At 71.6% G+C, this 25413-nt stretch carries 22 protein-coding genes; 12 read left to right on the top strand and 10 right to left on the bottom strand.

Going from position 1 to position 25413, the window contains the following annotated elements:
- Positions 1-22 precede the first annotated feature (22 nt).
- On the bottom strand, positions 23-2086 hold the full coding sequence (locus AB0I89_RS23260; protein ID WP_357130332.1) for a protein kinase: 2064 nt from the start codon (positions 2084-2086) through the stop codon (positions 23-25).
- Between the two features lie 207 nt (positions 2087-2293).
- Between AB0I89_RS23260 and AB0I89_RS23255 the strand changes: the two genes are divergently transcribed.
- Together AB0I89_RS23255 and AB0I89_RS23250 are read left to right on the top strand one after the other, a co-directional pair.
- The gene (locus AB0I89_RS23255) at positions 2294-3877 is read left to right on the top strand and encodes a methylmalonyl-CoA mutase family protein (protein ID WP_357130329.1); all 1584 of its coding nucleotides are present in this window, start codon (positions 2294-2296) and stop codon (positions 3875-3877) included.
- 461 nt (positions 3878-4338) lie between these two features.
- Positions 4339-5598, top strand: a complete 1260-nt coding sequence (locus AB0I89_RS23250) for an amidohydrolase (protein ID WP_357130326.1) — start codon at positions 4339-4341, stop codon at positions 5596-5598.
- Here the strand turns inward: AB0I89_RS23250 and AB0I89_RS23245 are convergent.
- Positions 5555-6508, bottom strand: coding sequence for a DUF4349 domain-containing protein (locus AB0I89_RS23245; RefSeq protein WP_357130431.1), 954 nt, complete (start codon positions 6506-6508; stop codon positions 5555-5557). The two genes, AB0I89_RS23250 and AB0I89_RS23245, sit on opposite strands and share 44 nt — an antisense overlap.
- 94 nt (positions 6509-6602) lie before the next feature.
- On the opposite strand from AB0I89_RS23245, the gene AB0I89_RS23240 reads away from it, so the two are divergent.
- The 6 genes from AB0I89_RS23240 to AB0I89_RS23215 all read left to right on the top strand — a co-directional run bounded on the left by AB0I89_RS23240 (position 6603) and on the right by AB0I89_RS23215 (position 10810).
- Positions 6603-7235 (top strand): MBL fold metallo-hydrolase, encoded by a 633-nt coding sequence (locus AB0I89_RS23240; protein ID WP_357130323.1) that lies wholly within the window; start codon positions 6603-6605, stop codon positions 7233-7235.
- Positions 7236-7239: 4 nt separating this feature from the next.
- On the top strand, positions 7240-8211 hold the full coding sequence (locus AB0I89_RS23235; RefSeq protein ID WP_357130320.1) for a hypothetical protein: 972 nt from the start codon (positions 7240-7242) through the stop codon (positions 8209-8211).
- 76 nt (positions 8212-8287) lie between these two features.
- The gene (locus AB0I89_RS23230) at positions 8288-9022 is read left to right on the top strand and encodes a hypothetical protein (protein ID WP_357130317.1); all 735 of its coding nucleotides are present in this window, start codon (positions 8288-8290) and stop codon (positions 9020-9022) included.
- Positions 9023-9089: 67 nt separating this feature from the next.
- The gene (locus AB0I89_RS23225) at positions 9090-9368 is read left to right on the top strand and encodes a type II toxin-antitoxin system prevent-host-death family antitoxin (protein WP_357130315.1); all 279 of its coding nucleotides are present in this window, start codon (positions 9090-9092) and stop codon (positions 9366-9368) included.
- Positions 9365-9775, top strand: a complete 411-nt coding sequence (locus tag AB0I89_RS23220) for a type II toxin-antitoxin system VapC family toxin (RefSeq protein ID WP_357130312.1) — start codon at positions 9365-9367, stop codon at positions 9773-9775. The genes AB0I89_RS23225 and AB0I89_RS23220 overlap by 4 nt, the downstream gene beginning before the upstream one ends.
- A gap of 75 nt (positions 9776-9850) precedes the next feature.
- Entirely contained in the window at positions 9851-10810 is a 960-nt protein-coding gene (locus AB0I89_RS23215; RefSeq protein ID WP_357130309.1) for a GNAT family N-acetyltransferase, read from the top strand.
- A gap of 72 nt (positions 10811-10882) precedes the next feature.
- Here the strand turns inward: AB0I89_RS23215 and AB0I89_RS23210 are convergent, their stop codons facing one another.
- Positions 10883-11338, bottom strand: a complete 456-nt coding sequence (locus AB0I89_RS23210) for a gamma-glutamylcyclotransferase (RefSeq protein ID WP_357130306.1) — start codon at positions 11336-11338, stop codon at positions 10883-10885.
- Positions 11339-11503: 165 nt separating this feature from the next.
- Between AB0I89_RS23210 and AB0I89_RS23205 the strand changes: the two genes are divergently transcribed.
- Positions 11504-12907, top strand: a complete 1404-nt coding sequence (locus AB0I89_RS23205) for an NAD(P)H-quinone dehydrogenase (RefSeq protein WP_357130303.1) — start codon at positions 11504-11506, stop codon at positions 12905-12907.
- Here AB0I89_RS23205 and AB0I89_RS23200 read toward each other — a convergent pair.
- Together AB0I89_RS23200 and AB0I89_RS23195 are read right to left on the bottom strand one after the other, a co-directional pair.
- Positions 12864-13595: a DUF998 domain-containing protein gene (locus AB0I89_RS23200; RefSeq protein WP_357130300.1), complete on the bottom strand. Its 732-nt coding sequence runs from the start codon at positions 13593-13595 to the stop codon at positions 12864-12866. The two genes, AB0I89_RS23205 and AB0I89_RS23200, sit on opposite strands and share 44 nt — an antisense overlap.
- 252 nt (positions 13596-13847) lie before the next feature.
- Complete coding sequence (locus AB0I89_RS23195; RefSeq protein WP_357130297.1) at positions 13848-14462, bottom strand: DedA family protein; 615 nt, start codon at positions 14460-14462, stop codon at positions 13848-13850.
- 503 nt (positions 14463-14965) lie between these two features.
- Between AB0I89_RS23195 and thrS the strand changes: the two genes are divergently transcribed.
- Positions 14966-16183 carry a threonine--tRNA ligase gene (thrS, locus tag AB0I89_RS23190; protein WP_357130294.1) on the top strand — a complete coding sequence of 406 codons (1218 nt, stop codon included), beginning with the start codon at positions 14966-14968 and terminating at the stop codon, positions 16181-16183.
- 39 nt (positions 16184-16222) lie between these two features.
- Here thrS and AB0I89_RS23185 read toward each other — a convergent pair whose 3' ends face one another.
- The 4 genes from AB0I89_RS23185 to AB0I89_RS23170 all read right to left on the bottom strand — a co-directional run bounded on the left by AB0I89_RS23185 (position 16223) and on the right by AB0I89_RS23170 (position 21011).
- Positions 16223-18142, bottom strand: coding sequence for an ABC transporter ATP-binding protein (locus AB0I89_RS23185; RefSeq protein ID WP_357130428.1), 1920 nt, complete (start codon positions 18140-18142; stop codon positions 16223-16225).
- A 188-nt stretch (positions 18143-18330) separates the two neighbouring features.
- Entirely contained in the window at positions 18331-20064 is a 1734-nt protein-coding gene (locus AB0I89_RS23180) for an ABC transporter ATP-binding protein (protein WP_357130291.1), read from the bottom strand.
- On the bottom strand, positions 20058-20540 hold the full coding sequence (locus AB0I89_RS23175; RefSeq protein WP_357130288.1) for a MarR family transcriptional regulator: 483 nt from the start codon (positions 20538-20540) through the stop codon (positions 20058-20060). Before AB0I89_RS23175 ends, AB0I89_RS23180 begins: the two co-directional genes overlap by 7 nt.
- A 24-nt stretch (positions 20541-20564) precedes the next feature.
- Complete coding sequence (locus AB0I89_RS23170) at positions 20565-21011, bottom strand: DoxX family membrane protein (protein WP_357130285.1); 447 nt, start codon at positions 21009-21011, stop codon at positions 20565-20567.
- Positions 21012-21095: 84 nt separating this feature from the next.
- On the opposite strand from AB0I89_RS23170, the gene AB0I89_RS23165 reads away from it, so the two are divergent.
- Both AB0I89_RS23165 and AB0I89_RS23160 read left to right on the top strand, forming a co-directional pair.
- Complete coding sequence (locus tag AB0I89_RS23165; RefSeq protein WP_357130282.1) at positions 21096-21647, top strand: TetR/AcrR family transcriptional regulator; 552 nt, start codon at positions 21096-21098, stop codon at positions 21645-21647.
- Between the two features lie 248 nt (positions 21648-21895).
- Positions 21896-23779 carry a hypothetical protein gene (locus AB0I89_RS23160; RefSeq protein WP_357130279.1) on the top strand — a complete coding sequence of 628 codons (1884 nt, stop codon included), beginning with the start codon at positions 21896-21898 and terminating at the stop codon, positions 23777-23779.
- Positions 23780-23883: 104 nt separating this feature from the next.
- On the opposite strand, the gene AB0I89_RS23155 is transcribed toward AB0I89_RS23160, so the two are convergent.
- On the bottom strand, positions 23884-25323 hold the full coding sequence (locus AB0I89_RS23155) for a GuaB1 family IMP dehydrogenase-related protein (RefSeq protein ID WP_357130276.1): 1440 nt from the start codon (positions 25321-25323) through the stop codon (positions 23884-23886).
- Between the last annotated feature and the right edge of the window lie 90 nt (positions 25324-25413).

Raw genomic sequence — 25413 nt, 5'->3', positions numbered from 1 at the left:
ACCGCTGCCGGTTCCCTCCGGCTCAGCCGTTTCCGGTGAGCTGGAACGTCTTCACCATCTCGTCGAAGATCGGCTTGCTCTCGGCGAACGCGTCCTCGGTGGCGGAGAGGTAGAACGAGTACGACTTGCCGTCCTTGACGACCGCGCGCCACACCCCGTGGCGCATCTCGCCACCGGAGCCGCAGGTGTACTCGAATTCGACGCCCGGGCTGCCCGCCAACTGCTGCTCGGCGATGGCCACCTGCTCGTACGGCTTCTTGCAGTTGGTGCTCTTGGTGCGGAGGAAGTTCTGCGCGCTCTCCGCCCAGCGGGTGGGCGTCCCGGTCCACTTCTCGGTGAGGATCCGGATCTTGCGACCGTCGTCCTCCGGGTCGATGTAGTCGGTGTACGAGCCGCCGGTGGCCTTCTTCCAACCCTTCGGCACCATCACCTGGATGCCGCGGGCCGTGTGCTCCTGCATCTCGACGGCCGGGCCCGCCGGGGCGGACGGGGTCGGCTGCGCCTGCGGGGTGCTCGGCGCGGGGTCGTCCCCGCCCGACAGCGCCACGATGCTGATCAGCAGCAGCACGACCAGGCCGCCGGCTGCGGCGAGCTGGACCTTGCGCGGCCAGCCCTTCACCGTGGTGACGACTTGACCACCGGTCGCGCGGACCTTGTCCAGGGCACTGCCGCCGCCGGCGGCCGGGGGTGGCGTTGTCGTCCAGGGCTGGCCGGTGCCCGGAACGGACCACTGGTTGCCGCCGCCGTAGGTGCCGCCGATGCGCTGGGTGGCCTCGGGCGCCCCGTAGCCGACCGGCTGCGTCGCGTCGGGCCGGTTGCCGTAGGTGACCCGCTGGGTCGCGTCGGGGTGCGCCCCGGCGTCCACCCGCTGGGTGGCGTCCGCGCCACCGCCGTAGGTGCGCCCGGTGGCGGGGCGACCCGCGCCGGGCATCGCGCCGGTGGGGGTGTGCAGCGGGCCGGCGAGCGCGTCCGCGCTGGTCTCGTCGAGGGCTGCGGCGGCGCTCGAACCGGCCGGCTGGGGACGCTCGCCCCGGCGTAGCGCGGCCAACCGGTCGGTCAGCGACTCGTCCGGGGCGAGCATGGCCCGGCCACCGATCTGGTTGTCCGACTTCGACTCCGGCTGGGCCGGCTGGTGGACGGGGGCCGGACGCTGCTGTACCGGCACCACGGCGTACGGGTCGGTGACCGAGTGCACGGCGGTGGCGGTGCTGCCCAACGGGCCGGCGAGCAGCTCCCGCAGCATGCCCCGGGAGGTGTGTACGTCCAGCCGACGGGCCGGGTCCTTCTCCAGCAGGCCCATCAGCACCCGGGTCAGCGGGCCGCTGCGCTGCGGCGGGGCCGGCGGGTCCTCGACGACGGCGTGCATCGTCTCGATCGGGTCGCCCTTGTCGAACGGCGGACGCCCCTCGACGGCCGTGTAGAGCGTCACACCCAGCGAGAAGAGGTCGCTCGGCGGACCGAACTCCTGGCCCATGGCCCGCTCGGGTGAGATGAAGTGCGGGGAGCCGAGCACCATGCCGGGCGTGGTGAGCTGCACGTCGGTGGGCATCCGGGCCACACCGAAGTCGGTCAGCACGCAGCGGCCGTCGGAGCAGATCAGCACGTTGGCCGGCTTGACGTCGCGGTGCAGGACACCGATGGCGTGCGCGACCTCCAGCGCGCCGAGCAGCGCGATGCCGATCTTGGCGACCGCGCGGGGCGCGACCGGGCCGTCCTCGATGACCATGTCGGCGAGGCTGCGGGCGTCCAGCAGCTCCATCACGATCCACGGCCGACCGGCCTCGGTGACCACGTCGTACACCTGCACCACGGCGGGGTGCTGGATGGCGGCGGCGGCGCGGGCCTCGCGCAGCGTCCGCTCGTACATGGCGTCGCGGTCGCTGGGCGCCAGGCCCGGGGGCAGGACGACCTCCTTCACCGCCACATCGCGGCGCAGCAGGGTGTCTGTGGCACGCCACACCGTGCCCATGCCGCCGTTGCCCACCGCGGACCGCAGCGAGTACCGGTCACCGATGGTGGTGCCGGGCGCTGCTCGTCCGCTGGCGGGACTTACCTGTCCGCCGCTCCACGTCGGGATCTGAGTCACAGAAAAGCCACCGGGGGAAATCGAGGGGGGCTGGGACACAACCCCCCTATCTTGCTGGTTCCGACGCCCGATGCGAAAGCCGACGCGGCGGACGTTTACCGAAGTCGACAGATCGTGCCCGAGCGTTCACCTCCCGTCGACCGGTCGGGACGCACTGTGCGGTATCCCTCACCCGACCTTGAGCCGGGGCGACCTACCATCCGAAGGATGAGCGAACGGCGGTCAAGCGAGTCCGGTTATCCGATCAAGGGCGTCTACACGGCGGCCGACCTTCCGGAGGACCTGGACACCCGGCTGGGCGGCCCGGGCGAGTTCCCGTACACCCGGGGGGTGTACCCCACGATGTACACCTCCCGTCCGTGGACCATGCGCCAGTACGCCGGCTTCGGCACCGCCACCGAGTCCAACGCGCGGTACCACCAACTGTTGCGGGCGGGCACGACCGGTCTCTCCGTCGCCTTCGACCTGCCGACCCAGATGGGGTACGACTCGGACGACCCGATCGCGCACGGCGAGGTCGGCAAGGTCGGCGTGGCCATCGACTCCATCGAGGACATGCGGCTGCTCTTCGCCGACATCCCGTTGGACCGGGTCTCCACCTCGATGACCATCAACGCTCCCGGCTCGGTGCTGCTGCTGCTCTACCAGCTCGTCGCCCAGGAGAACGGGGTCGCCGGCTCGGCGCTCAACGGCACCATCCAGAACGACATCCTCAAGGAGTACATCGCCCGGGGGACGTACATCTTCCCGCCGAAGCCGTCGCTGCGCCTGGTGGCCGACACGTTCGCGTACTGCCGCAAGGAGGTGCCGAAGTGGAACACGATCTCCATCTCCGGCTACCACATGGCCGAGGCCGGCGCGACGCCCGCGCAGGAGATCGCGTTCACCCTGGCCAACGGCGTGGAGTACGTGCGGGCGGCGTTGGCCGCGGGGCTCGCGGTGGACGACTTCGCGCCCCGGCTCTCGTTCTTCTTCGTGGCCCGCACCACGCTGTTGGAGGAGGTGGCGAAGTTCCGCGCCGCCCGGCGGATCTGGGCCCGGCTCATGCGTGACGACTTCGGCGCCCGGGATCCGAAGTCGATGATGCTGCGTTTCCACACCCAGACCGCCGGTGTGCAGCTCACCGCCCAGCAGCCGGAGGTGAACCTGGTCCGGGTCGCGGTGCAGGGCCTGGCCGCGGTCCTCGGCGGCACGCAGTCGCTGCACACCAACAGCTTCGACGAGGCGATCGCGCTGCCCACCGAGAAGGCGGCCCGGCTCGCGCTGCGCACCCAGCAGGTGCTGGCGTACGAGACGGACCTGACCGCGACAGTCGACCCGTTCGCCGGCTCGTACGTGGTGGAGGCGATGACCGCCGAGATCGAGGCCGCCGCCGTGGAGTTGATGGAGCGGGTGGCCGACCACGGCTCGGCGGTCGACGCGATCGAGGCCGGGTTCCAGAAGCGGGAGATCGAGCAGTCCGCGTACCGGATCGCCCAGGAGATTGACTCCAGCGAGCGGGTGGTGGTGGGGCTCAACCGGTTCACGGTCGACGAGGAGGAGCCGTACGAGCCGTTGCGGGTCGACCCGACGATCGAGGCGGCGCAGGCCGAGCGGTTGGCCCGGCTGCGCGCCGGCCGGGACGCCGACGCGGTGACGCGGGCGCTGGCCGACCTGCGGGCCGCCGCCGAGGGTTCGGACAACGTGCTGTACCCGATGCGGGAGGCGCTGCGGGCCCGGGCCACGGTGGGCGAGGTCTGCGGCACGCTGCGCGAGGTGTGGGGGCAGTACCGGCCCACGGACCGGTTCTGACGCGACCGGCCCGGTTCTGACGCGACCGCCCTCGGGTGTGTCCGCCCGGCTCCGGGGGTACGGCAACAGGTGGGCCGGAACGCACAAGGTGTGCGGTCGGCGTCGGCGAGATTATGTGAGCGTCCTTGTCCGGCCCGTTGCGGAGCGTGGTCGTCTTATTGTCGGAGTGTCAGTTCATCACCCCGACTAATGCGACAATTCGCAGCGTAGGTCCAGGGGTGGTATCGCGACTCCCGGACACTCCGCTTGGTTACGCGTTGTAGGAGGTGAGGGGGCGGATGGCGGCGTTCGAACGCGATCTACCTGCGGTCCCGCACCTCGACGAGCGCGCTCAGCAGGGCATACGTGACGCTACGCGGTCTGATCATCACCGTAACGAGGTTGCGCAGCGTCACCGTCGGAGGTCTAGGCTGTCTGCTGTCCCCGATGATCCATCCATCTCTAGTGATCGAGAATTCGACGTGACGAGTGCGTTGACGCTGCCGACCGGCGGCCAGCTGGCGTCGTCCTGGCTGGAGACCCCGCCGGGGGCCCAGCCCCTGCCCCGCGACCTGGACCACCTGCTCGCCCTACGGGTACCCGGGCTCATCGCCACGCGCCGTCACCTTCACTCGCACCCCGAGTTGTCCGGTACGGAGTTCGAGACGGCGGCCCTGATCGCCCGGGAACTCTCGCTGGCGGGCCTGAACCCCCGGCTGCTGCCCAAGGGCAACGGCGTGATCTGTGACGTCAACGGTCGTCCGGACGGCCCGGTCATCGCGCTGCGCGCCGACATCGACGCCCTGCCGCTCGACGATCCCAAGGACGTGCCGTACCGCTCCACCGTCGAGGGCGTCTGCCACGCCTGCGGCCACGACGTGCACACCTCGATCCTGCTCGGCGTCGGCATGCTGCTGGCCCAGCTCGCCGACCTCGGCGAGCTGGACGGCCGGGTCCGGCTCATCTTCCAGCCGGCCGAGGAGATCCTGCCCTGCGGCTCGTTGGAGGTCATCGAGGCCGGCGGCCTGGACGACGTGGTGCAGATCTTCGCGCTGCACTGCGACCCGAACCTGCCGGTGGGCCAGGTGGGCCTGCGCGTCGGCCCGATCACGGCGGCCGCCGACAACGTCACCGTCCGGCTCTCCGGGCCGGGCGGGCACACCGCCCGTCCGCACCTGACCGTCGACCTGGTGGACGCGCTCGGCCGGCTGGTCACCGAGGTCCCGGCCCTGGTCAGCCGTCGGGTGCCGGCCAACAGCGGGCTGCTGCTGGTGTTCGGCCACGCCTCGGCCGGCACCCGTTACAACGTCATTCCCTCCGAGGCGTGCGCCTCGGGCACCCTGCGGGTGATGGACCGGGACACCTGGGAGCAGGCTCCCAAGATCGTGGCTCAGGTGGTGCGGGACGTGATCGCCCCGACCGGCGCGACCGTCGACCTGGAGTACCTGCGCGGCCGACCGCCGGTCAGCAACGACTCGCGGGCCATCCAGGTGCTGACCGCCGCCACCAGCGCGGCGCTGGGCCCGGACGGCGTCGCCGAGACGCCGCAGAGCATGGGCGGCGAGGACTTCTCCTGGTACCTGGAGTACGTCCCCGGCGCCCTCGCCCGCCTCGGCGTGGGCCGGATCGGCCCCAACGTCGACCTGCACCGCGCGTCCTTCGACGTGGACGAGCGGGCCATCCCGGCCGGCGTACGCGTCATGGCGCAGACCGCGCTGCGGGCACTGGCGGCGGCGCGCTGACCTCGGCGACCTGTGCCGGCGACCGGCGTCGCCGGCGCAGCGCCAGCAGCAGGACCGCCAGGGGTACGCCGACCGCCACCAGCCATGGCAGCAGCGCGCCCAGAACGGTGAGCAGGACGGTCATCGAGGTGACGAACGCCTCCCAGCCGCCCTTGAGCCCGACCAGAAAGCCGGTCTCGGCCTTCTCCTCGCTGGCCTTCGCCGCCGGCCCGGCCAGCGACACCGTGATCGTGGACAGCGCCGTCAGGTCGGCCAGCCGACGCTTCTTGGCCTCCAGCGAGGCCAGGTCCGCCTCCCGGCGACCCAGCTCGTTCTCCAGGGACACCAGGTCGGAGATCGAGTTGGCGCGGGCGAGCAGCCGTCGCGCGCTCTCCACGCGCGCCCGCTGCGTGATGATCCGGGCCTCCAGGTCGACGGTCTCCTCCGTGACGTCCTGGGTGTTGATCTCGCGGCTCTGCTGTCGACCGAGCTTCGCGACCTCCTCCACCACCGCGCCGAACTTGGCGGCGGGTACCCGCAACTCCAACTCGGCCACCGCGTCGGCCTCGGCGCTGCGCCGCTGGTCCCCGCCGACGAAACCACCCGCCCGGGTGACCACCGCGCTTACCTCGCGGGCCGCCGCGTCCACATCGGTCACCTGCACCCGCATCGATCCGGTGTAGATGATCGCCCGCTGGTCGACCCGCAGATCCGGAGCGCCCGCCCCGGCGGTCCCCGCTGCCTGCGCGCCGCTGCCCTTGTCGAGCGCGGCCTGGGGGGCCTCGGCCGCCGTACCCGCCGAATCCGCTGATCCGCTGTCGCCGGCGCTGCACCCCGCGAGGGCCAGCGCCGCCACAAGTGTTCCCGCCGCCAGGAGTGCCCACCGGCGTCGCCCTGTCCGTCCGTCCATCCCCGCTCCCATCGTCGTCAGCTTCAGTGGCGATAGTTCGGACGCGACGCGTCCACCCGCTGGTTCCGGCAGACTGCGCTGAGGACATCACGATTCGATAAGTCGAGGAGTCACGATGCGGCTCACCAAGTACGCCCACTCCTGTGTCCGGGTGGAACACGACGGCGGAGTGCTCGTGGTCGATCCCGGAGTGTTCAGCGATCCCGCGACCGCGCTCGACGGCGCGGACGCGGTGCTCGTCACCCACGAGCACCCGGACCACCTCGACCCGGCCGCGGTGCGCCTCCAGCTCGACCGGCGGCCGTTCCCGATCTACGGGCCCGGCGCGCTCGCCGACACCCTGGGCGACGCGGCGGAGGCGCTGTGCCCCGTCGAGCCCGGCGAGTCGTTCACCGCCGCCGGGGTCGCGGTCCGCGCGTACGGGGGACGCCACGCGGTCATCCACGCCGACATCCCGGTGGTCGACAACATCGGTTACCTGATCAACGACGTGGTCTACCACCCCGGCGACTCGCTCGTCGTACCGCAGGAGACGCCTGTCGACACGCTCCTCGCGCCGATCCACGCACCCTGGTCGAAGTTCGCCGAGGTGCTCGACTTCATCCGGGCGGTCGCCCCGCGCCGCGCGTACGCCGTGCACGACGCCCTGCTCAACCACAACGGGTTGGGCGTGCTCAACCGGCAGTACGCGGCGCTGTCCGGCACCGAGTACCAGCGTCTGGAGCCCGGCACCCGGGTGGACGTCTGACGCGATGCCCGGCCCCTCCACGGAGCTGGTGCGGCAGCTCTACCGCACCCCACCGGACCGGTTCGTGGCCGCCCGGGACGCCGCGGTGGCCGAGGCCCGGCGAGCCGGGGACCCGAGCACCGCCCGGCAACTGGCCCGGCTGCGTCGCCCCACCGTCGCCGCCTGGCTGGTCAACCTGCTCGCCATCGAACGACCCGAGCTGGTGGACGACCTGGTCGGTCTCGCCGACGCGCTACGGGCAGCCCAGCGGGAGCTGCGCGGCCCCCGACTGCGGGAGTTGTCGGCCCAGCGCCGTGCGGTGGTCGCGGCCCTGGTCGCCGAGGTCCGTACGCTCGCCGCGGCGGAGCCCGAGGCGCCACCGGCCGGCCGGCTGCCACTGGCCGAGGTGGAGGCGACCCTGAACGCCGCGCTCTCCGACGCCGACGTCGCCGAGCAGGTACGCGCGGGGCGTCTGCTCCGCTCGGCCACCTACGCCGGCTTCGGCGAGGTGCCCCGACCGCAGTTGCGACTGGTCACCGGCGACGAGGAGGAGCCGCCGGCTCGACGGCCGGGCGCCCAGCGCGAGGGCCCGGAGCCGAACCGCCGTACCGACCGGGCCGGGGAGCGTGCCGCGCAGGCCGAGCGGGCGGCGCAGCGAACGGCTCGGGCCGAGCGGGCCCGCCGCCGTCGGGCCCTGGACCGCGAGTTGGACCGTGCCCGCGCCGACCAACAGCGGGCCGAGGACGAGCTGGCCGAGGCGGTCGGGCAGGAGCGCGACGGGGTTGCCGTACTCGATGGGATCGAGACGGAGCTGGCCGAGTTGGAACGTCGGCGCGCGGTGGCGGAACAGGACCTGAGCCGGGCGAAGCTGGCCCGGCGTGCGGCCGAACGGGCGGTGACCGTGGCCCGCCGCCGGGCGGGCGAGGTCGAGGCGGCCGTCGAGGCGTTGGTGGCCGAAGAGGGGGATGCGGACGCGGGCGGCGGGGCGGCAGACTGACATCGATGGACGACGACGAGTGGGTGCGCCGTCTGCGGGCGGCCGTCCCCGAGCCGCGAGCGCGGGTGGCGTCCGGATGACGCCGGAGCAGCTCGCCGCCGCCAGCAAACCCGCCGTCCTCGACCTCGGCGACGGGTTCAGCAGGTGTCCGAGCACGCTGCGTCGGGCTCGGCTGCTCGGCATCTCCGGCTGGGCCTTCTACATCAGCGGTCGGGCCGGGGCGCTCGGCGACGTACGCGCGGAGACGGCCGCCGCGGCGATCGGCTTCGTCGCGCCGGACGCCGTCGCGGACGGCTGGGACGCCGCCGCCCGGGTCCTGCCGCCGGTCGAGGTGGCCGCCGCGAGTCTCGCCGAGTGCTGCCGGTGGGGGACGGAGATGCTGGGCGTGCTACCCGGGATCGAGCGCCTGGCCGACCTCGTCGAGCGGGCGGTCGCCGCCGCCGACACCAGCGGCATGCCGCTCTTCGCCGCGTGGCGGGCCATGCCGCTGCCGGACCACTCTCCGGGCGCCCGGAGCGCGGCCGGGCTGCGACTGCTGCGTGAACACTTCACGGGCGCCTACCTGCTGGCGGTACGGGCCGCCGGCATGACCCCGCTGGAGGCGGTGCTGGCCGGGCCGGAGGGCGAGGCCGGCGCGGTGGCGTGCGGCTGGCCGCCGCCGTACCCCGCGGTCGGGCCGTTGGTGCGTCGGCGGCTGTGGGCGGAGGCGGTGACCAACCGGCTGGCCGCGCCGGCGTTCGCGGCGCTCGGCCCGGCCGACGGCACCGAGCTGGTGGAGCTGCTGCACCACACCCGCGCCGGCCTGGGGTGAACGCCCCGGCCAACGCCGATGTCAGAAGCGATGGAAGTGTAGAACATCTGGTTCTACACTTGTTCGTATGGAGCGCATCGGTGTTCGCGAACTCAACCAGAACACGAGTCAGGTGTTGGCGCGGGTAAGTGGAGGTGAGACGGTCGAGATCACCGATCGCGGTCACCCGATCGCCCGACTCGTACCCGTCAGCGACGACAGGTCGATGCTGGCCAAGCTGGTAGCGGCCGGGCGGGCCGTCGCCCCTACCGGCGGCGGTCCGATGCCGCTTCCGCCAAAGCTGGGTGACGAGGCGGTCGATGTGGCCGCCGACCTCAGCGCCATGCGTGACGAGGAGCGCTGGTGATCTATCTCGATTCCGCCGCCGTCGTTAAGCTGGTCAGGCAGGAGGCGTGCAGCGCCGACCTCGTCTCCTGGCTCAACACCCACCCCGACGTGCCATTGGTGTCCTCCGCCCTCGTCGAGGTGGAGGTGCCCAGGGCCCTGCGCCGATCCGCTCCGCAAGCGTTGATCGGGGTGCCCGCAGCCGTCGGACGGCTCTTTCGATTGGAGATAGACAGTACGATCCGCGCCACCGCGGCCGCGTTCGCCGAACCCGTGCTCCGCAGTCTCGATGCCATCCACCTGGCCACCGCCCAGGTCCTGACCAACGAGTCCGGCACCGCACTCGTCGCCTTCGTCACCTACGATCGCCGACTGCTCGACTGCGCCAAGGAAGCAGGGTTGCCCGTCGCGAGCCCCGGCCAGAACTGATCGACTGGTCGGCCAACGCCGCCGCCACGGAAAATGGGCGGCGCTCCGGGCCGACGGCTGCCAGGATCTCCTGCCGTGACCCTTCCCGCCGGCTGGACTACGCGCCGGCCCACCCTCGACGACGTGCCGGCGATCCTCGCGGTGGTGCACGCCGCCGACACCTTCGCCATCGGCCATCCCGACTTCGACGCCGAGGATGTCGAGCAGGCGCTGACCGCGCCCCACTTCGACCCGAGCCGGGACTCCTGGCTGGCGCTCGACCCGGACGACACCGTCGTCGCCTGGGCGACGGTGGACAACCCGACCGGGGTCGGCCGGGAGTTCGTGGAGGTCTACGTCGACCCCGAGCGGGCCGCCACCCTCCGTGCGCCGCTGCTCGCCCGCCAGCTCGACCGGGTCGCCGAGCGCGCCGCGGAGCGGGGGCTGCCGGCGCTCACCGCCCGCTGCGCGGTGTTCGCCCCGGAGCGCGACTGGGACCGGGACCTGCGGGCCGCGGGTTTCACCCTGGCCAAGCGGTACGTGCGGATGCGCCGCACGTTGGCCGACCTGCCCGCCGAGCCCGCCACCCCGCCCGGTGTGACGGTGCGGCCGGTCCGCTCCGACGACGAGGCCGAGCTGCGGGAGTTTCACCGGATCCACGAGGCCGCCTTCGGCGACACCCCGGACCACGAGCCGCTGTCGTACGAGCGGTGGCGGGCCCGCATCGGTGACGTGACCGCCTGGGACGAGTGGTTCGTCGCCGAGGTCGACGGGGTGCTCGCCGGCGCGTTGCAATCCTCGGACCAGGCGCTCGACCAGCAGGAGGGCTGGGTGAAGAGTCTGTCGGTGCTGCCCGCGTACCGCCGCAGGGGTGTCGGTGCGGCGCTGCTGCGCCGCGCGTTCGCCCGCTACGCCGACAAGGGTCGGCAGTTCGCCGGCCTCGGCGTGGACCTCACCAACCCGACGGCCCCGGTGTCGCTCTACCGCTCGGTGGGCCTGCGGGAGACCGGGTGGACCGACATGTACGAGCGGGTCGTCCCGGCCGCCGGTGTGTGATTGACGACCCCGGCCGGGCCCGACGGGCGTCGGGATCGGCGCCGGTTGCAGACTGGGGCCGTGGGATGCGCGCTACGGGGACGCGGTGCCGGTGGGGCGGGACCGCAGCTCGGTGACGTAGTCGTCCGGCGCGCCCGCCTTCTCGGCGGCGTTCGCGATCTCGGACAGGTACCACGACGTCGGCAGGCCGCCCTCGTACCCGTCGAACACGTAGATCCACGCCGTGACGTCGCCGTCGAGGGTGGAGACCCGTATGTGCAGCTTGCGGTAGGTGCCGGCGGTCACGCCCTCGATCTCGTCGAGCTGCGCGGCGTCGTACGGGTGGATGTCGTAGATCGCCACGAACACCCGGTCGCCGGGGGACTCGACGACGGTGCTCACCGCGCCCTCCCAGCCGATCACGTCCTCCCCGGCGAAGGTCAGCCGCCACCCCTCCAGCCAGCCGGTGCCGACCATCGGGGAGTGCGGGCAGTAGGCCCGCATCCGGGACGGATCGAGGTTTGAGCCGTAGGCGGCGTGATGACCCACGGCGATGACGATAGCCCGGCGAATGGGTGGGGGAGAATACGACTGTGCGTGTCGGATGCGCTCGGGAGAAGAAAGTCACTGTGAGCACCAACGAAGGGCGAACGTGGTGAGCGCGAGGAGTGCAGCGCGGCGGAGCCCCGCAGTCGCGAGCGAAAGGATGGCGCTGTGAGCCGGATCGTGATCATCGGCGGTGGGCCGGCCGGGTACGAGGCGGCACTGGTCGCCGCCCAACTGGACGCCGATGTCACCGTGGTCGAGGCCGACGGCGCGGGCGGGGCCTGTGTGCTCTCCGACTGCGTACCGTCGAAGACCTTCATCGCCAGCTCCCAGGTGGTCACCGGCTATCGGGACACCGAGGAGTTCGGGGTGCACTCGGACGGCCTGGAGGCGGTGACCGTCGACGCGCAGGCCGTGCACGCGCGGGTGAAGCGGCTGGCGTTGGCGCAGTCCGCCGACATCCACGCCAAGCTGCTCAAGGCGGGTGTCACCTTCGTGGCCGGCACCGCCCGCCTCGGCGAGGACGCGCTCGGGCACACCCACCGCGTCATCGTCACGCCCGCGGACGGCGGCGAGGAGTACCCGATCGACGCTTCCACCGTGCTGGTCGCCACCGGCTCGACGCCCCGGCAGTTGCCCACCGCCGTACCGGACGGCGAGCGCATCCTGACCTGGCGTCAGGTGTACGACCTGTCGGAGCTGCCGGAGCACCTGATCGTGGTCGGCTCGGGCGTGACCGGCGCCGAGTTCGCCAGCGCGTACCTCGCGATGGGGGTGGAGGTCACCCTGGTCTCCAGCCGCGACCGGGTGATGCCGCACGAGGACGCCGACGCGGCGTCGGCCATCGAGCGGGTGTTCCGTAACCGGGGCATGAACATCCTCAACAACTCCCGGGCCGACGCGGTGCGGCGAACCGCCGACGGGGTCGAGGTGGAGCTGTCCGACGGGCGCAGGGTCACCGGTTCGCACGCTCTCATCGCGGTCGGTTCGATCCCGAACACCGCCGACCTGGGCCTGGCCGAGTACGGCGTGGAGCTGGGCCGGGGCGGTTACGTCACGGTCGATCGGGTCTCCCGGACGAACGTGCCCGGCATCTACGCCGCCGGTGACTGCACCGGCGTGCTGCTGCTGGCGAGTGTGGCCGCCATGCAGGGTCGGATCGCCATGTGGCACGCCCTCGGCGAGGCCGTCCGCCCGCTGCGGCTGCGGACCGTCGCCGCGAACGTCTTCACCGACCCGGAGTTGGCCACCGTCGGCGTCTCGCAGGACGAGGTCGACGCGGGCAAGGTGCCGGCCCGGCAGGTGATGCTGCCGCTGTCCGGCAACGCCCGGGCCAAGATGGACGACCTGTCCGACGGCTTCGTGAAGTTGTTCTGCCGGCCCGCCAGCGGCCAGGTGATCGGCGGTGTGGTGGTCGCCCCGAAGGCCAGCGAGCTGATCCTGCCCATCACCATGGCCGTGGAGAACAATCTGACGGTCAACGAGCTGGCCCAGACGATCACCATCTACCCCAGCCTCTCCGGCTCCATCACCGAGTCGGCCCGCCAGCTAATGCTCCACGAGCTGGAGTAAGCGCCCGCGCCCCATCCTCGTCGATCATGGACTTGTGGTGGCCGTTATGCGGCGTTCCACCCCTTTCGTGGGGCACCACAACTCCATGATCGACGGGTGCACGCCGGACCTGGGTCACCGCGACCGTCGCCAGGACCGCTACCTCGGTGAGGATCAGGAGGCGTTCGGCCAGGCCGATGAGCAGGCGGTCGCCGGGGTAGGCGGACCAGACCATCGCGGCCGACAGGGCCAGGCTGAGCACGACCAGGGCGCGTAGCGTCCTGGCGGTGGGCGTCAGGTCGGGGCGACGCGCGAGCAGCCAACCGCCGACGGGGAGAGCCAGGAAGGCGACCACCGACGCGTACCGGTGCACGTAGGCGGATGCGGTCATGGCGGTGCCCGGCTCGTTGGTCGGCACCACGGCGGCCAGCAGCAGCCCCGCGACCCAGGCGACGAGCAGCAGTTCGGCCGCTCGGCCGGGCGGCGGGCCGGTACGACGCAGCCCGTACATCACCGCGACGGTGGCGAGCGCCAGCACCACCATGGCGACGTCGATGACACCGCCCCGGTCGGAGACGGCGAAGTCGCTGATGGTCAGCGCCCACGGGTTGAGGTCGTCGTTGACTTCCAGGTGGCCGATCACGGTGAGCAGCGCCGCCACGGCGATCCCGCCGAGGGCCAGCAGGCCGGTGCTCCGGGTTCCAGGCATGCCTCAGCCTGTCGCCGCGAACACCCCAGCCAGATCCGGGACCGCCACCGACTTGGCCCCCAAAACCCACCCCTAGAGGCCGGTCCGCCCTCGCCCTCGCCCTCGCCCCCGCCCCAGCGCTCGCCCTCGCCCTCGCCCTCGCCCTCGCGATCTTGCACTTTCGGTTGCCGTTATGCGGTTATCCGCCACAATTGCCGCGACCGAAAGTGCAAGATCGCGGAGAGTGGAGAGTGGAGAGCGGAGAGCGTGCACTCAGTCGACGGGGACTTCGGCGGCGGCGCGGGCGTGGCGGGCGCTGACCAGGGTCATCGCCCAGCCGGCCGCCGCGAAACCGGCCGCCGCGGCGACGGCGATGATGGCCAGCCGCCAGGCCGACTCGGTGAGCGCGGTGCCGCCCAGGTGTCCGATCAACGCGCCGTAACTGGCCCAGCCCAACGCGGCGATCATCTCGTAGAGCGCGAACAGCCGGTACGGGTAGCGGCTGCGGCCGGCCGAGAAGCAGGCCGCCATCCGTCCGCCCGGCACGAACCGGCAGAGCAGGATGACCAGCGGGCCGGGTTGTCGGAGGCCCTGGGTGACCCGGCTGGCGACGCGGCGGGCGCGGCTGAGCTCCGCGTGCCGGGGTGCCCGCCGGTCCGGGGCGAGCCGGCCGAGCAGGTAGCAGGCCAGATCACCGGCGAACACGCCGAGCGCGCCCACGGCGATGGTGACCGGCAGGCTGAGGCCGCCGTACACGGTCAGCGCGCCACTGGTGATCATGACGATCTGGGTGGGGATGACGGGTACGAAGGCGTCGGCGACGAGGAGCCCGAGCAGCACCAGGTACGCCCACGTCGGCGACGCGACGTCAGTCAGTAGTTCGGGCACGCCTGCCACCTCGCCGGATGCGGCCGATTGGGTGTCTTGAGCCTGACGGCATGGCCGGCGTCACGGTGGAGGGGCCCGGGGCGTCGTGACCGCCGACACCACAGGGCCACCCTGTTCCAACGAGGCAGGCGTCCCGCTGGTGACGGTCCCAGCGCGGCCTGAGGTGGTCGCCGGATCGGCGTGCGTCGGCGTACCGTGGTCGGCGCGGCCCAGCACGCCGGGTCCCCCGTTCCTGACGATGCGGGCCGCTCAGGGCCGCCGGCGGGTCCCGCGCCGGCGGCCCGTCCCTCTTCCCGCCGCCGCAAATCCGGGTGCGTCCCCGACCGCCCGACGGGTAGCGTCGCGGCATGCGCAGCGCGAAACTGACGACGACGCCGGGTGTCCCCGGCGTGCCGCGCTGACGTAACCACCGTCGACCAGGCCCGGGGCGATCCGCCCCCGAGGGCCGTTCGGCGTTCGGTGTCCAGGTCGCCTCCGGGTCGTACCCGATCCAGGAGCCCGACATGATCGACCACCGTAGGCTCGGCCGTGAGCTGGACCTGTTCGTCTCCGACCCGCTGGCCGGTGCCGGCCTGCCCATCTGGTTGCCGGCCGGCGCCGCCGCCCGGCACGCCGTCGAGGAGTACGTCCGGGAGTTGGAGCGCCGCTCCGGCCACCGGCACGTCTACTCGCCGCCGCTCGGTAAGCGGGAACTCTTCGAGCTCTCCGGCCATCTCGGCTACTTCGCCGACGACATGTTCCCGCCGCTGCGACTGAGCGCCGACGACGAGTTCGTGCTCCGGCCGGCGCTCTGCCCGCACCACGCGTTGGTGTTCCGCGCCCGGGGCCGCTCCTACCGGGAGCTGCCGCTGCGCGTCGCGGAGCTGGGCGGGATGTACCGCGCGGAGCGTTCCGGGGTGCTCGGCGGTCTGTCCCGGGTACGCGCCATCTCCCTCAACGACGCGCACATCTTCTGCGCTCCCGAGCAGGTCGGCGCGGAGGTCGCCGAGATCCTCGGGCTGATCCGCGCCGCGCACGCCGCGCTCGGCGTACGCCCGGCGGGGTTCCGGCTGTCGCTGCGCGGACCGGGCGGGAAGTACGTCGGCGACGACGCGCAGTGGGCCCGCGCCGAGGACCTGCTGCGGGGCGCGCTGGCGGGGGTGGAGTACGTCGAGGCGCCGGGCGAGGCCGCCTTCTACGGGCCGAAGATCGACATCCAGATCGTCGACGCGGCCGGCCGGGAGTCGACCATCTCCACCATCCAGGTCGACTTCGACAAGCCGGAGCGGTTCGACCTGTCGTACACCGACTCGGACGGCGGCCGGCGTCGGCCGGTGATGCTGCACCGCAGCCTGGTCGGCAGCATGGAACGGCTGTTCGCGTACCTCATCGAGGCGCACGAGGGCGCGTTCCCGGCCTGGTACGCGCCCGTCCAGTTGGTGCTGCTGCCGGTGGACGACGGGCAGGCCGACGCGGCTGCCGACCTGGCCCGGCGGGCCGTCGACGCCGGGCTGCGGGTCGAGGTCGACGCCGCCGGCTCGCTGGGCGCCCGGGTCCGGGGCGCGGCCCGCCGCCGCGTCCCGTACCTCGGGGTCCTGGGTGCCTCCGAGGCCGCCGCCGGCGCGCTCGCCCTCCGGCTGCGCGACGGCCGTGCCCTGGCTCCGATGCCGGCCGACGCCGCGCTCGCCCTGATCGGCGGGCAGGTCGCCGCCCGCGCGGCCGATCTGCTCCCGCCGGGCTGACCCGCCCGCCGATCCGGTTGTGTGCACGACCGGCCGCCCTCAGACCGACGCCGGTTGGGCGGCGGTGGCCGGCTCCTCGTCGACCGCCGCGCCGGTGAACTGTGAGCGGTAGAGCCGGTGGTACGCGCCGTGCGCGGCGAGCAACTGCTCGTGGGTGCCCTGCTCGACGATGCGACCCTCCTCCATCATCAGGATCAGGTCGGCGTCCCGGATGGTGGAGAGCCGGTGCGCGATGACGAAGCTCGTCCGGTCCGAGCGCAGCGCCGCCATCGCCCGCTGGAGCAGCACCTCGGTACGGGTGTCCACCGAGCTGGTGGCCTCGTCCAGGATGAGCAGGGACGGCTCGGCGAGGAACGCTCGGGCGATGGTGATGAGCTGCTTCTCGCCGGCGCTGACGTTGCTGCCCTCCTCGTCGATGACCGTGTCGTAGCCGTCGGGCAGGCTGCGCACGAACCGGTCCACGAAGGTGGCTCGGGCCGCGGCGACGATCTCCTCCTCGGTGGCGTCGGGTCGGCCGTAGGCGATGTTGTCGCGGATGGTGCCGCCGAACAGCCAGGTGTCCTGGAGCACCATGCCGATCCGGCCACGCAGGTCGTCGCGGCGCAGCGTGGTGACGTCCACCCCGTCGAGCGTGATCCGGCCGGCGTCCAGCTCGTAGAAGCGCATGATCAGGTTGACCAGGGTGGTCTTGCCGGCGCCGGTCGGGCCGACGATCGCCACCGTGTGCCCCGGCTCGGCCACCAGCGACAGGTCGTCGATCAGCGGCTTGTCCGGCGCGTACCGGAACGAGACGTGCTCGAACTCGACCCGGCCGTGCGGGTCGACGACCCGGGCCGGCTGGGCCGGGTCGGGGCTCTGCTCGTCGGCGTCGAGCACGGCGAAGACCCGCTCGGCCGACGCCACCCCGGACTGGAGCAGGTTGGCCATCGAGGCGAGCTGGGTCAGCGGCTGGGTGAACTGGCGGGAGTACTGGATGAACGCCTGCACGTCACCGAGGCTCATCGCCCCGGAGGCCACCCGCAGACCGCCGACCACGGCGATCGCCACGTAGCTCAGGTTTCCGATGAACATCATCGACGGCATGATGATCCCGGAGATGAACTGTGCGCCGAAGCTCGCCCGGAACAGTTCCTCGTTCTTCGCGTGGAAGGCGGCCTCCACCTCGCGCTGCCGGCCGAAGACCTTCACCAGCTCGTGCCCGGTGTACGCCTCCTCGATCTGGCCGTTCAACGCGCCGGTGTGCGTCCACTGCGCGATGAACTGCTTCTGCGACCGCTTGGCGATGCGTTGGGTGACCAGCACCGACAGTGGCACCGCGACGAGTGCCACCAGGGCCAGCAGCGGCGAGATCCAGAACATCACGGCCAGCACGCCGATCACGGTCAGCAGCGAGGTGAGTAGCTGACTGAGGGTCTGCTGGAGGCTGGTGGAGATGTTGTCGATGTCGTTCGTGACCCGGCTGAGCAGCTCGCCACGGGGCTGCCGGTCGAAGTAGGGCAGCGGCAGTCGGTTGAGCTTCTCCTCCACCTCGGCGCGCAGCCGCAGCACCGTGCGCTGGACCACCCCGTTGAGCAGCCAGCCCTGCCACCACGCCAGCACGCTCGACGCCAGGTAGAGCCCGAGCGCCAACAGCAGCACCCGGCCCAGCGCGTCGAAGTCGATGCCCACCCCGGGCACCACGTCCATCCGGGACAGCATGTCGGCGAAGCTCTCGTTGCCGCTGGCCCGCGCCGCCGCGACGGCCTGGTCGGCGGTGGTGCCCGCCGGCAGTTGCCGACCGATCACCCCGCTGAAGATGAGATCGGTGGCGTGGCCCAGGATCTTCGGACCGGCCACGCTGAAACCGACGCTCACCACGGCCAGGGTGATGATCGCGCCCAGGTGCAGCCGGTGCGGGCGCAGCCGGCCGAGCAACCGTCGCGCCGACGGTCCGAAGTTCATCGACTTCTCGGCGGGCATTCCCGCGCTCATCCAGGGCGGGCCGCCGCCCGGTCGGCCCGCCGGCAGCCGCTTCGGCGTCTGCCCGTCGCCGCCGGGCTGCTGCGTGGCGCCGCCGCCGGGCTGCTCGGCGTCGCCGGTTGGCGTCCGCGGGTCGCCGGCCGGCTTCTGACTGGGTACGGCCGCGGCGCGCGGCTCGTTCCGCTCGCTCACGCCGCCACCTCCGCCGTCTGCTGGGAGGCCACGATCTCGGCGTACGTCGGGCAGGTCTCCAACAACTGGGCATGTCGTCCCACTCCGACGACCCCTCCGTTCTCGAGCACGATGATCTGGTCGGCGTCGACGATGGTGGACACCCGTTGGGCCACGATCACCACCGCCGACTGCGCGGTGATCGGCCGTAGCGCCGCCCGCAGCCGGGCGTCGGTGCCGAGGTCGAGCGCGGAGAACGAGTCGTCGAACAGGTAGATCTCCGGCTGCCGGACCAGTGCCCGGGCGATGGCCAGGCGTTGGCGCTGCCCGCCGGAGACGGTGCTGCCGCCCTGTGCGATCGGCGCGTCCAGCCCGCCGGGCATCTGGGCCACGAAGTCCCGGGCCTGGGCGATCTCCAACGCCGCCCACAGCTCCTCGTCGGTGGCGTCCGGGTTGCCGTAGCGCAGGTTGCTGGCGACCGTGCCGGTGAACAGGTACGGCCGCTGCGGCACCAACCCGATGCGTCGCCACAGCTCGTCGGGTTCCAACTCGCGTACGTCGACCCCGTCGACCAGCACCGCGCCGTCGGTCACGTCGACCAGGCGCGGGACGAGCGACAGCAGGGTCGTCTTGCCGGCGCCGGTGCTGCCGATGATCGCCGTCGTGGTGCCGGCGGTGGCGCGGAAGGAGATGTCCCGCAGCACCGGCTCGACCGCCCCGGGGTACTGGAACCGCACCCCGCGCAGCTCCAACTCGGCCCGGCTGGGCAGCTCGGTGACCGGGGTGGCGGCGGGGACCACCGAGGAGTCGGTGTCCAGCACTTCGACGATGCGTTCGGCACAGACGGCTGCCCGGGGCACCATCATCAGCATGAAGGTGGCCATCATGACGGCCATCAGGATCTGCATCAGGTAGGCCAGGAAGGCGGTGAGCGCGCCGATCTGGATCGCGCCGGAGTCGACCCGCTGCGCGCCGAACCAGAGCACCGCCACGCTGGACACGTTGAGCACCAGCATGACCACCGGGAAGATCAACGCCAACAACCGTCCGGTACGCAGGGCGGTGGCGGTCAGGTCGGCGTTGGCGACACCGAAGCGCTCCGTCTCGTACGGCTCGCGGACGAACGCGCGGACCACCCGGATGCCGGTGATCTGCTCGCGCAGCACCCGGTTGACCGTGTCGATCCGGGTCTGCATCAGCCGGAAGCCCGGCACCATCCGGCGGATGATCGCGCTCAGCGCGACGGCCAGCACCGGCACGCTGACCAGCATCAGCCAGGACAGCCCGATGTCCTCGCGCAGCGCCATGACCACCCCACCGACGCTCATGATCGGTGCGGCGACCAGCATGGTGCAGCTCATCAGTACGAGCATCTGCACCTGTTGGACGTCGTTGGTGTTGCGGGTGATCAGCGACGGCGCCCCGAACCGGGCCACCTCGCGGGCGGAGAAGCTGTTGACGTGCGAGAACAGCCGGGCGCGGACGTCCCGGCCGAAGCCCATGGCGACCTGCGCGCCCAGGTAGACGGCCGCGATCGAGCAGACGATCTGGATCAGACTGACCAGCAGCATCCAGCCGCCGGTGTGCACGATGTAGCCGGTGTCGCCCCGGGCCACGCCCTTGTCGATGATGTCGGCGTTGAGGCTGGGCAGGTAGAGCGAGGCCATGGTGCCCACGAACTGGAGCAGCACCACCGCCACTAGCGGTCTGGAGTACGGGCGCAGTTGGCCGCGTAACAGTCGGATCAGCACGACGTTTCCTCCGCGTCGGTGGGTCGTCCGGTCATCTGCGGGTCGTGGCCGCTGCCGATGACTTCGAGTAGGAACTCCCGGATCACCTGGGCCTTCGCCGGGTCGGCGTCGACCGAGGTGAGCGGGCGTCCGGAGTGCATGAGAGCGCCGAGCGCGGCCACCCGTTCCCGGCCGGCGGGGGTGATGGCGAGTCGGATGCTGCGCCGGTCGCTGTCGTCGCGCTGGCGCTCGACCAGGCCGTCGCGTTCGAGGGTGTCGACGATGCCGGTCAGTGTTGCCGGGCGGACGAACCCCTTCTCGGCGACCTGGCGGTGGGGCAGCTCGCCGTGCCGGGCGAGCGTCATCAGGGTGATCATGCCGGCCTGGGTGAGGCCGTGCTCCTCGGCGAGGAAGCGGTTCCAGCGCTGCCCGACGAGGTGCCCGGCCACGACCAGTAGTCGTCCCAGCGGCACATCCTGGAGGGTGATGAGTTCCACGAGAGCAGATTAGCCCCCTGATAGTCAGGGGCCAAACGAAATAGCCGCGGCGGTGGCGACGAACACGAGTTGCAGGATCGCGCGCTGACCCAGTGGGGTGACCGGGCGTCCGGCGAGGGTCAGCCTCCGGCGTGCGGCTGAGGCGTTCGCCGGGAACATCGCGAGCAGGAGCAGGCCGAGCCCGGCCGCGGCGAGGCGGGCGGTCGTCGGGATCAGCAGCCCGACCGCCCCGACCAGCTCCAGTGCGCCGGTGAGGGTGACCAGCAGGTCCGGCCGGGGTAGTCGGGGCGGAACCATCGCGATCAGGTCGGCGCGGCGTCGGCCCACGAAGTGCGCAACGCCGGTCAGCACGAACATCAGGGCCAGTCCGACCCGCAGCGCGGGATGCCAGCCGTCGAGCGCGGAGACGCCGGCCAGGCCGGCCAGGCGGGCCAGTGCGCTGCCGGCGATCAGGACGATCAGGGGTGCCATCGGAGTCCTCCTCGGGGAAACTTGTCGGTGACAAGATTGCGGTGGTCGGTGGCATCTTGTCAATGGCAAGATTAGGATTCGGGCATGACCGAGACGCGTCCGTACCACCACGGCGACCTTCGCCGCGCCCTGCTCGCCGCGGCGCTGCAGGCGATCGAGGAGGTCGGACCCGCCGCGCTGAGCCTGCGCGACCTGGCTCGTCGGGCCGGTGTCTCGCACGCCGCGCCCGCGCACCACTTCGGTGACAAGGCGGGGCTACTCACCGTTCTCGCCACGGAGGGCTTCGACCGGTTGGCGCAGGCGCTGGTCGCCGCCGGCGACGACCTGCTGACGGCCGGCGTCGCGTACGTGGACTTCGCGGTGTCGCACCGCGCCTACTTCGAGGTGATGTTCCGGCCCGAGCTGCACCGGGTCGACGACCCCGAGCTGACCGCCGCCCGCGAGCGGGCCGGCGCGGCACTCCGCGCGGGGGTGGCCGCCCGTGGCGCATCCGGCGACACCGGCCTGGACTCGCTCGCCGCCTGGTCCATCGCCCATGGATTCGCCACTCTGTGGCTGGCCGGCGCACTACCGGACCGCGTAGGTGGCAGCCCCGGCAACGCAGCCCGCGAAGTCCTGGGCCGCCTAACTGGGTAGACACGCGGCAGCATCCCGCGTCGCGAAGCGGCGTGGGGTGGGTCGTGGTGTAGCGGTGGCTGACGGCGAGGTCGAGAGTGACGCGGCAGAGCCGTGTGCGGAGTTGGGGCGGGCACCGATTCGGGTAGGCCCGTTTCGTGTTGAACCTTGGTCGTGGATGCCCCGTTGGGGAGCTGGACAGCGGTCATCCACGCGAGAGGACCAGAAGCATGCCCCGACGACGCGAATCCGCCCCCGCTTATACGCCGATGGCCTACCAGCAGATCATCGACGACCCGGGCCTCGCCGATCCCAGCCTCGTGCTGGACTGGGCACACAAGTCAGGTCGACTCGCCCGCGGCTCCGATCACATCGCCAAGTTGAGCCGGGGAGTGTTGGGGGACTTTGCCCGGTCGCACGGGCTCCCCGCCGGCTACTTCACACTTGAGTCAGATGGCGCGACATATTTTCTGGGAAAGCATCCTGATCTTGCCCCCGGCGGTGCCGACCCGAGGTCCGTGGCAGCTCGGCGAATTGACCCGCCCGCCCGCTGGGGGCGAGTGTTCGTACCGGCGGCCTATCAGGCGGTTATCGACAACCCGAGCATCGCCGATCCCAGCCTCGTGCTGGACTGGGCACACAGGTTAGGTCGACTTGCGCGTAGCTCCGATCACCTCGGTCAGTTGAGCCGGGCAGTGTTGGGGGAATTTGCCGAGTCGCACGGGCTCCCCGCCGGCTACTACACACTCGAGTCAGATGGCGCGAAGTATTTCCTGGGGAAGCATCCTGACCTTGCCCCCGGCGGTGCCGACCCGAGGGCCGCGGCAGCTCAGCGAATCGACCCGCCCGCCCGCTGGACGCGAGTGTTCACCCCGGCGGCCTATCAGGCGGTCATCGACAACCCGGGCATCGCCGATCCCCGTATCGTGGTGGCCTGGACGCATGCGACAGACCGAATGGCACCTACCGCCACCAGCCTCGCTGTTATGGGCCCGGGAGTGTTGGATGACTTTGCCCGGTCGCACGGGCTTCCCGCCGGCTATTACACGTCTGAGCAGCTTGGCGCGAAATATTTCCTGGCGAACCATCCTGATCTTGCCCCCGGCGGTGCCGACCCGAGGGCCGCGGCAGCTCAGCGAATCGACCCGCCCGCCGGCTGGCCCCCGCGACTGTTCGTACCGGTGGCCTACCAGGAGGTCATCGACAACCCCGCCATCGTCGATCACTCACTCATCGCGGCCTGGGCTGGCGCCACCGGCCGACTCGCCAATCCCAACGCCAGGCTTCTGAGCCTGGCGGTGGTGAACGATTTCACCGATGCCCACGGACTGCCCAGACGTTCGTTCATCCTGAACGTATACGGCAACAGCTCCGTCCTGCAGCCGAACCCCGACCGCTTGCCCGCCGTGGGCGACCCGGAGATCGCGGCACCCGGCAGGATCCCACTGCCCCAGGGATGGCGACCGAGGGTACCCGTCGAGGCGCACCAGAACGAACAGGTCATCGACCCGCCACAGCGGCTGCCCGCCCCAGGCAGCCCCGCCCGTTCCTACTCGACGCCCTCCGGGCCGTACACCCACGACGCAGCACCCCCGTACTACGCCGTCGCACCCGCACCAGGGTCAGAGCCGATGTCCCAGAACACCAACCTTTATTCGGTAGCGGCTCAGTCATCATTCACACCCCAGGACCCCTACCCCTTGCCCGAGGTCAGTCAGTACCCGGCTCAATACGACACGAGCGCGTCCTACGGCGTCAACCAGCCGACCCTTTACGCGCCCAATTACGGGTCCACCTATGCGCCCTCTTACGAGTCCGCCTACGCGCCCACCTATGCGCCCTCTTACGAGTCCAACTACACCCAATACGCCGACAGCGCAGGTCCCGCCTTCAACCCCGCCGGCCCGAGCTACGCCCCCACCGCCGCCACGCCGGCCATCCAGTACGGCAACAGCAATGTCGACCAGCGAGCCATCAGCTACACAACGGCACGGATGGACTCCATGAGCATCACCAGCGCCAGCTGGCACCCCGACGCGGCACGCATTCCCTCATCAGGAGCCCCGACGCACCGCCAGGCCGATTACAGCGTCACCGAAAGCAGATCACCAACTCCTGAACAGCGCCCCAGAAAACAGCGCAAACGCGCTTGACCGTCGAGCCCGGCCATGCCGATCTTGGGGGCAGCCCCGTTGACCCCAAGTGGCGTGTCGTGGCAATGACGTCATGAGCCGCGCGAGCGCGGACCGGTGGGTTCTTACCAGCTGGTGGGGAGGGGCATTCCTTCGGTGTAGCCGGCGGCGCTCTGGACGCCGACTATCGCTCGCTCGTGGAACTGCGTCAGGTTGCGGGCACCGGCGTAGGTGAAGGCGCTGCGTACCCCGGCGATGATCTCGTCGATCAGATCCTCGACGCCGGGGCGGTGCGGATCCAGGTACATCCGGGCCGAGGAGATGCCCTCCTCGAACACGGCCTTGCGAGCCCGGTCGTACGGGCTGTCGTCGGCCGTACGGGCGCTGACCGCCCGCGCCGAGGCCATCCCGAAGCTCTCCTTGTACCGCCGCCCGTCCGGTTCGGTGTAGAGGTCACCGGGGGACTCGTAGGTGCCAGCGAACCAGGAGCCGATCATCACGTTCGACGCGCCGGCGGCGAGCGCGAGCGCCACGTCGCGGGGGTGACGTACACCGCCGTCGGCCCAGACGTGCCGGCCCAGCTGCCGGGCGGCCGTCGAGCAGTCGAGGACGGCGGAGAACTGCGGCCGGCCCACGCCGGTCATCATCCGGGTGGTGCACATCGCGCCCGGGCCGACACCGACCTTGATGATGTCCGCGCCGGCCTCGACCAGGTCGCGTACGCCCTCGGCGGTGACCACGTTGCCGGCCGCCACCGGTACGCCCGGGTCCAGCTTGCGGACCGCCTGCAACGCCGAGATCATCCGGGCCTGGTGGCCGTGCGCGGTGTCCACGACCAGCGTGTCCACCCCGGCTTCGAGTAGCGCGGCGGCCTTGCCGGTGACGTCCCCGTTGATGCCGACCGCCGCCGCGATGCGCAGCCGACCCCGGTCGTCGACGGCCGGCGTGTAGAGGGTGGCTCGCAGTGCGCCCTGTCGGGTGAGCACCCCGACCAGCCGGCCGTGAGCGTCCACCACCGGAGCGAGCCGACGCCGGCCGGCGGAGAGCCTGTCGAAGCCGGTACGCGGGTCCGCGTCGGCCGGCACGGTGTGCAGCTCGGTCGACATGACGTGTCGCAGCTGGGCGAACCGGTCCACTCCCACGGTGTCCGCCTCGGTGACCACGCCCACCGGCCGGCCGGCGTCGTCGACCACGATCACCGCGCCGTGCGACCGCTTGGGCAGCAGGTGGATCGCGTCGCCGACGGTCTCGGTAGGGCCCAGGGTGATGGGCGTGTCGTAGACCAGGTGCCGCTGCTTGACCCAGGAGACGACGTTCGCCACGACCTCGATGGGGATGTCCTGCGGGATCACCGTGATCGCGCCCCGACGGGCCACCGTCTCGGCCATCCGCCGGCCGGCGACCGCCGTCATGTTCGACACCACCAGCGGGATGGTGGTGCCCGTGCCGTCGCCGGTGGACAGGTCCACGTCTAGGCGGGAGCCGAGGTCGGAGCGGGCCGGCGCCATGAAGACGTCGGTGTAGGTCAGGTCGTGCGCGGGGGCCGCGCCGGAAAGAAACCGCACCCGGCCATCATTCCCGCCCATGGCCGCCCGCGCCCACCTCGGTGCGGCAAACCACCCCCACCGAGCCCCGCCCGCCCGGACAAACGTAAG

Source organism: Micromonospora sp. NPDC049801, assembly GCF_040656575.1.
Classification (GTDB): Bacteria; Actinomycetota; Actinomycetes; order Mycobacteriales; family Micromonosporaceae; genus Micromonospora.
This window is presented reverse-complemented; position numbering and strand designations above follow the sequence as displayed.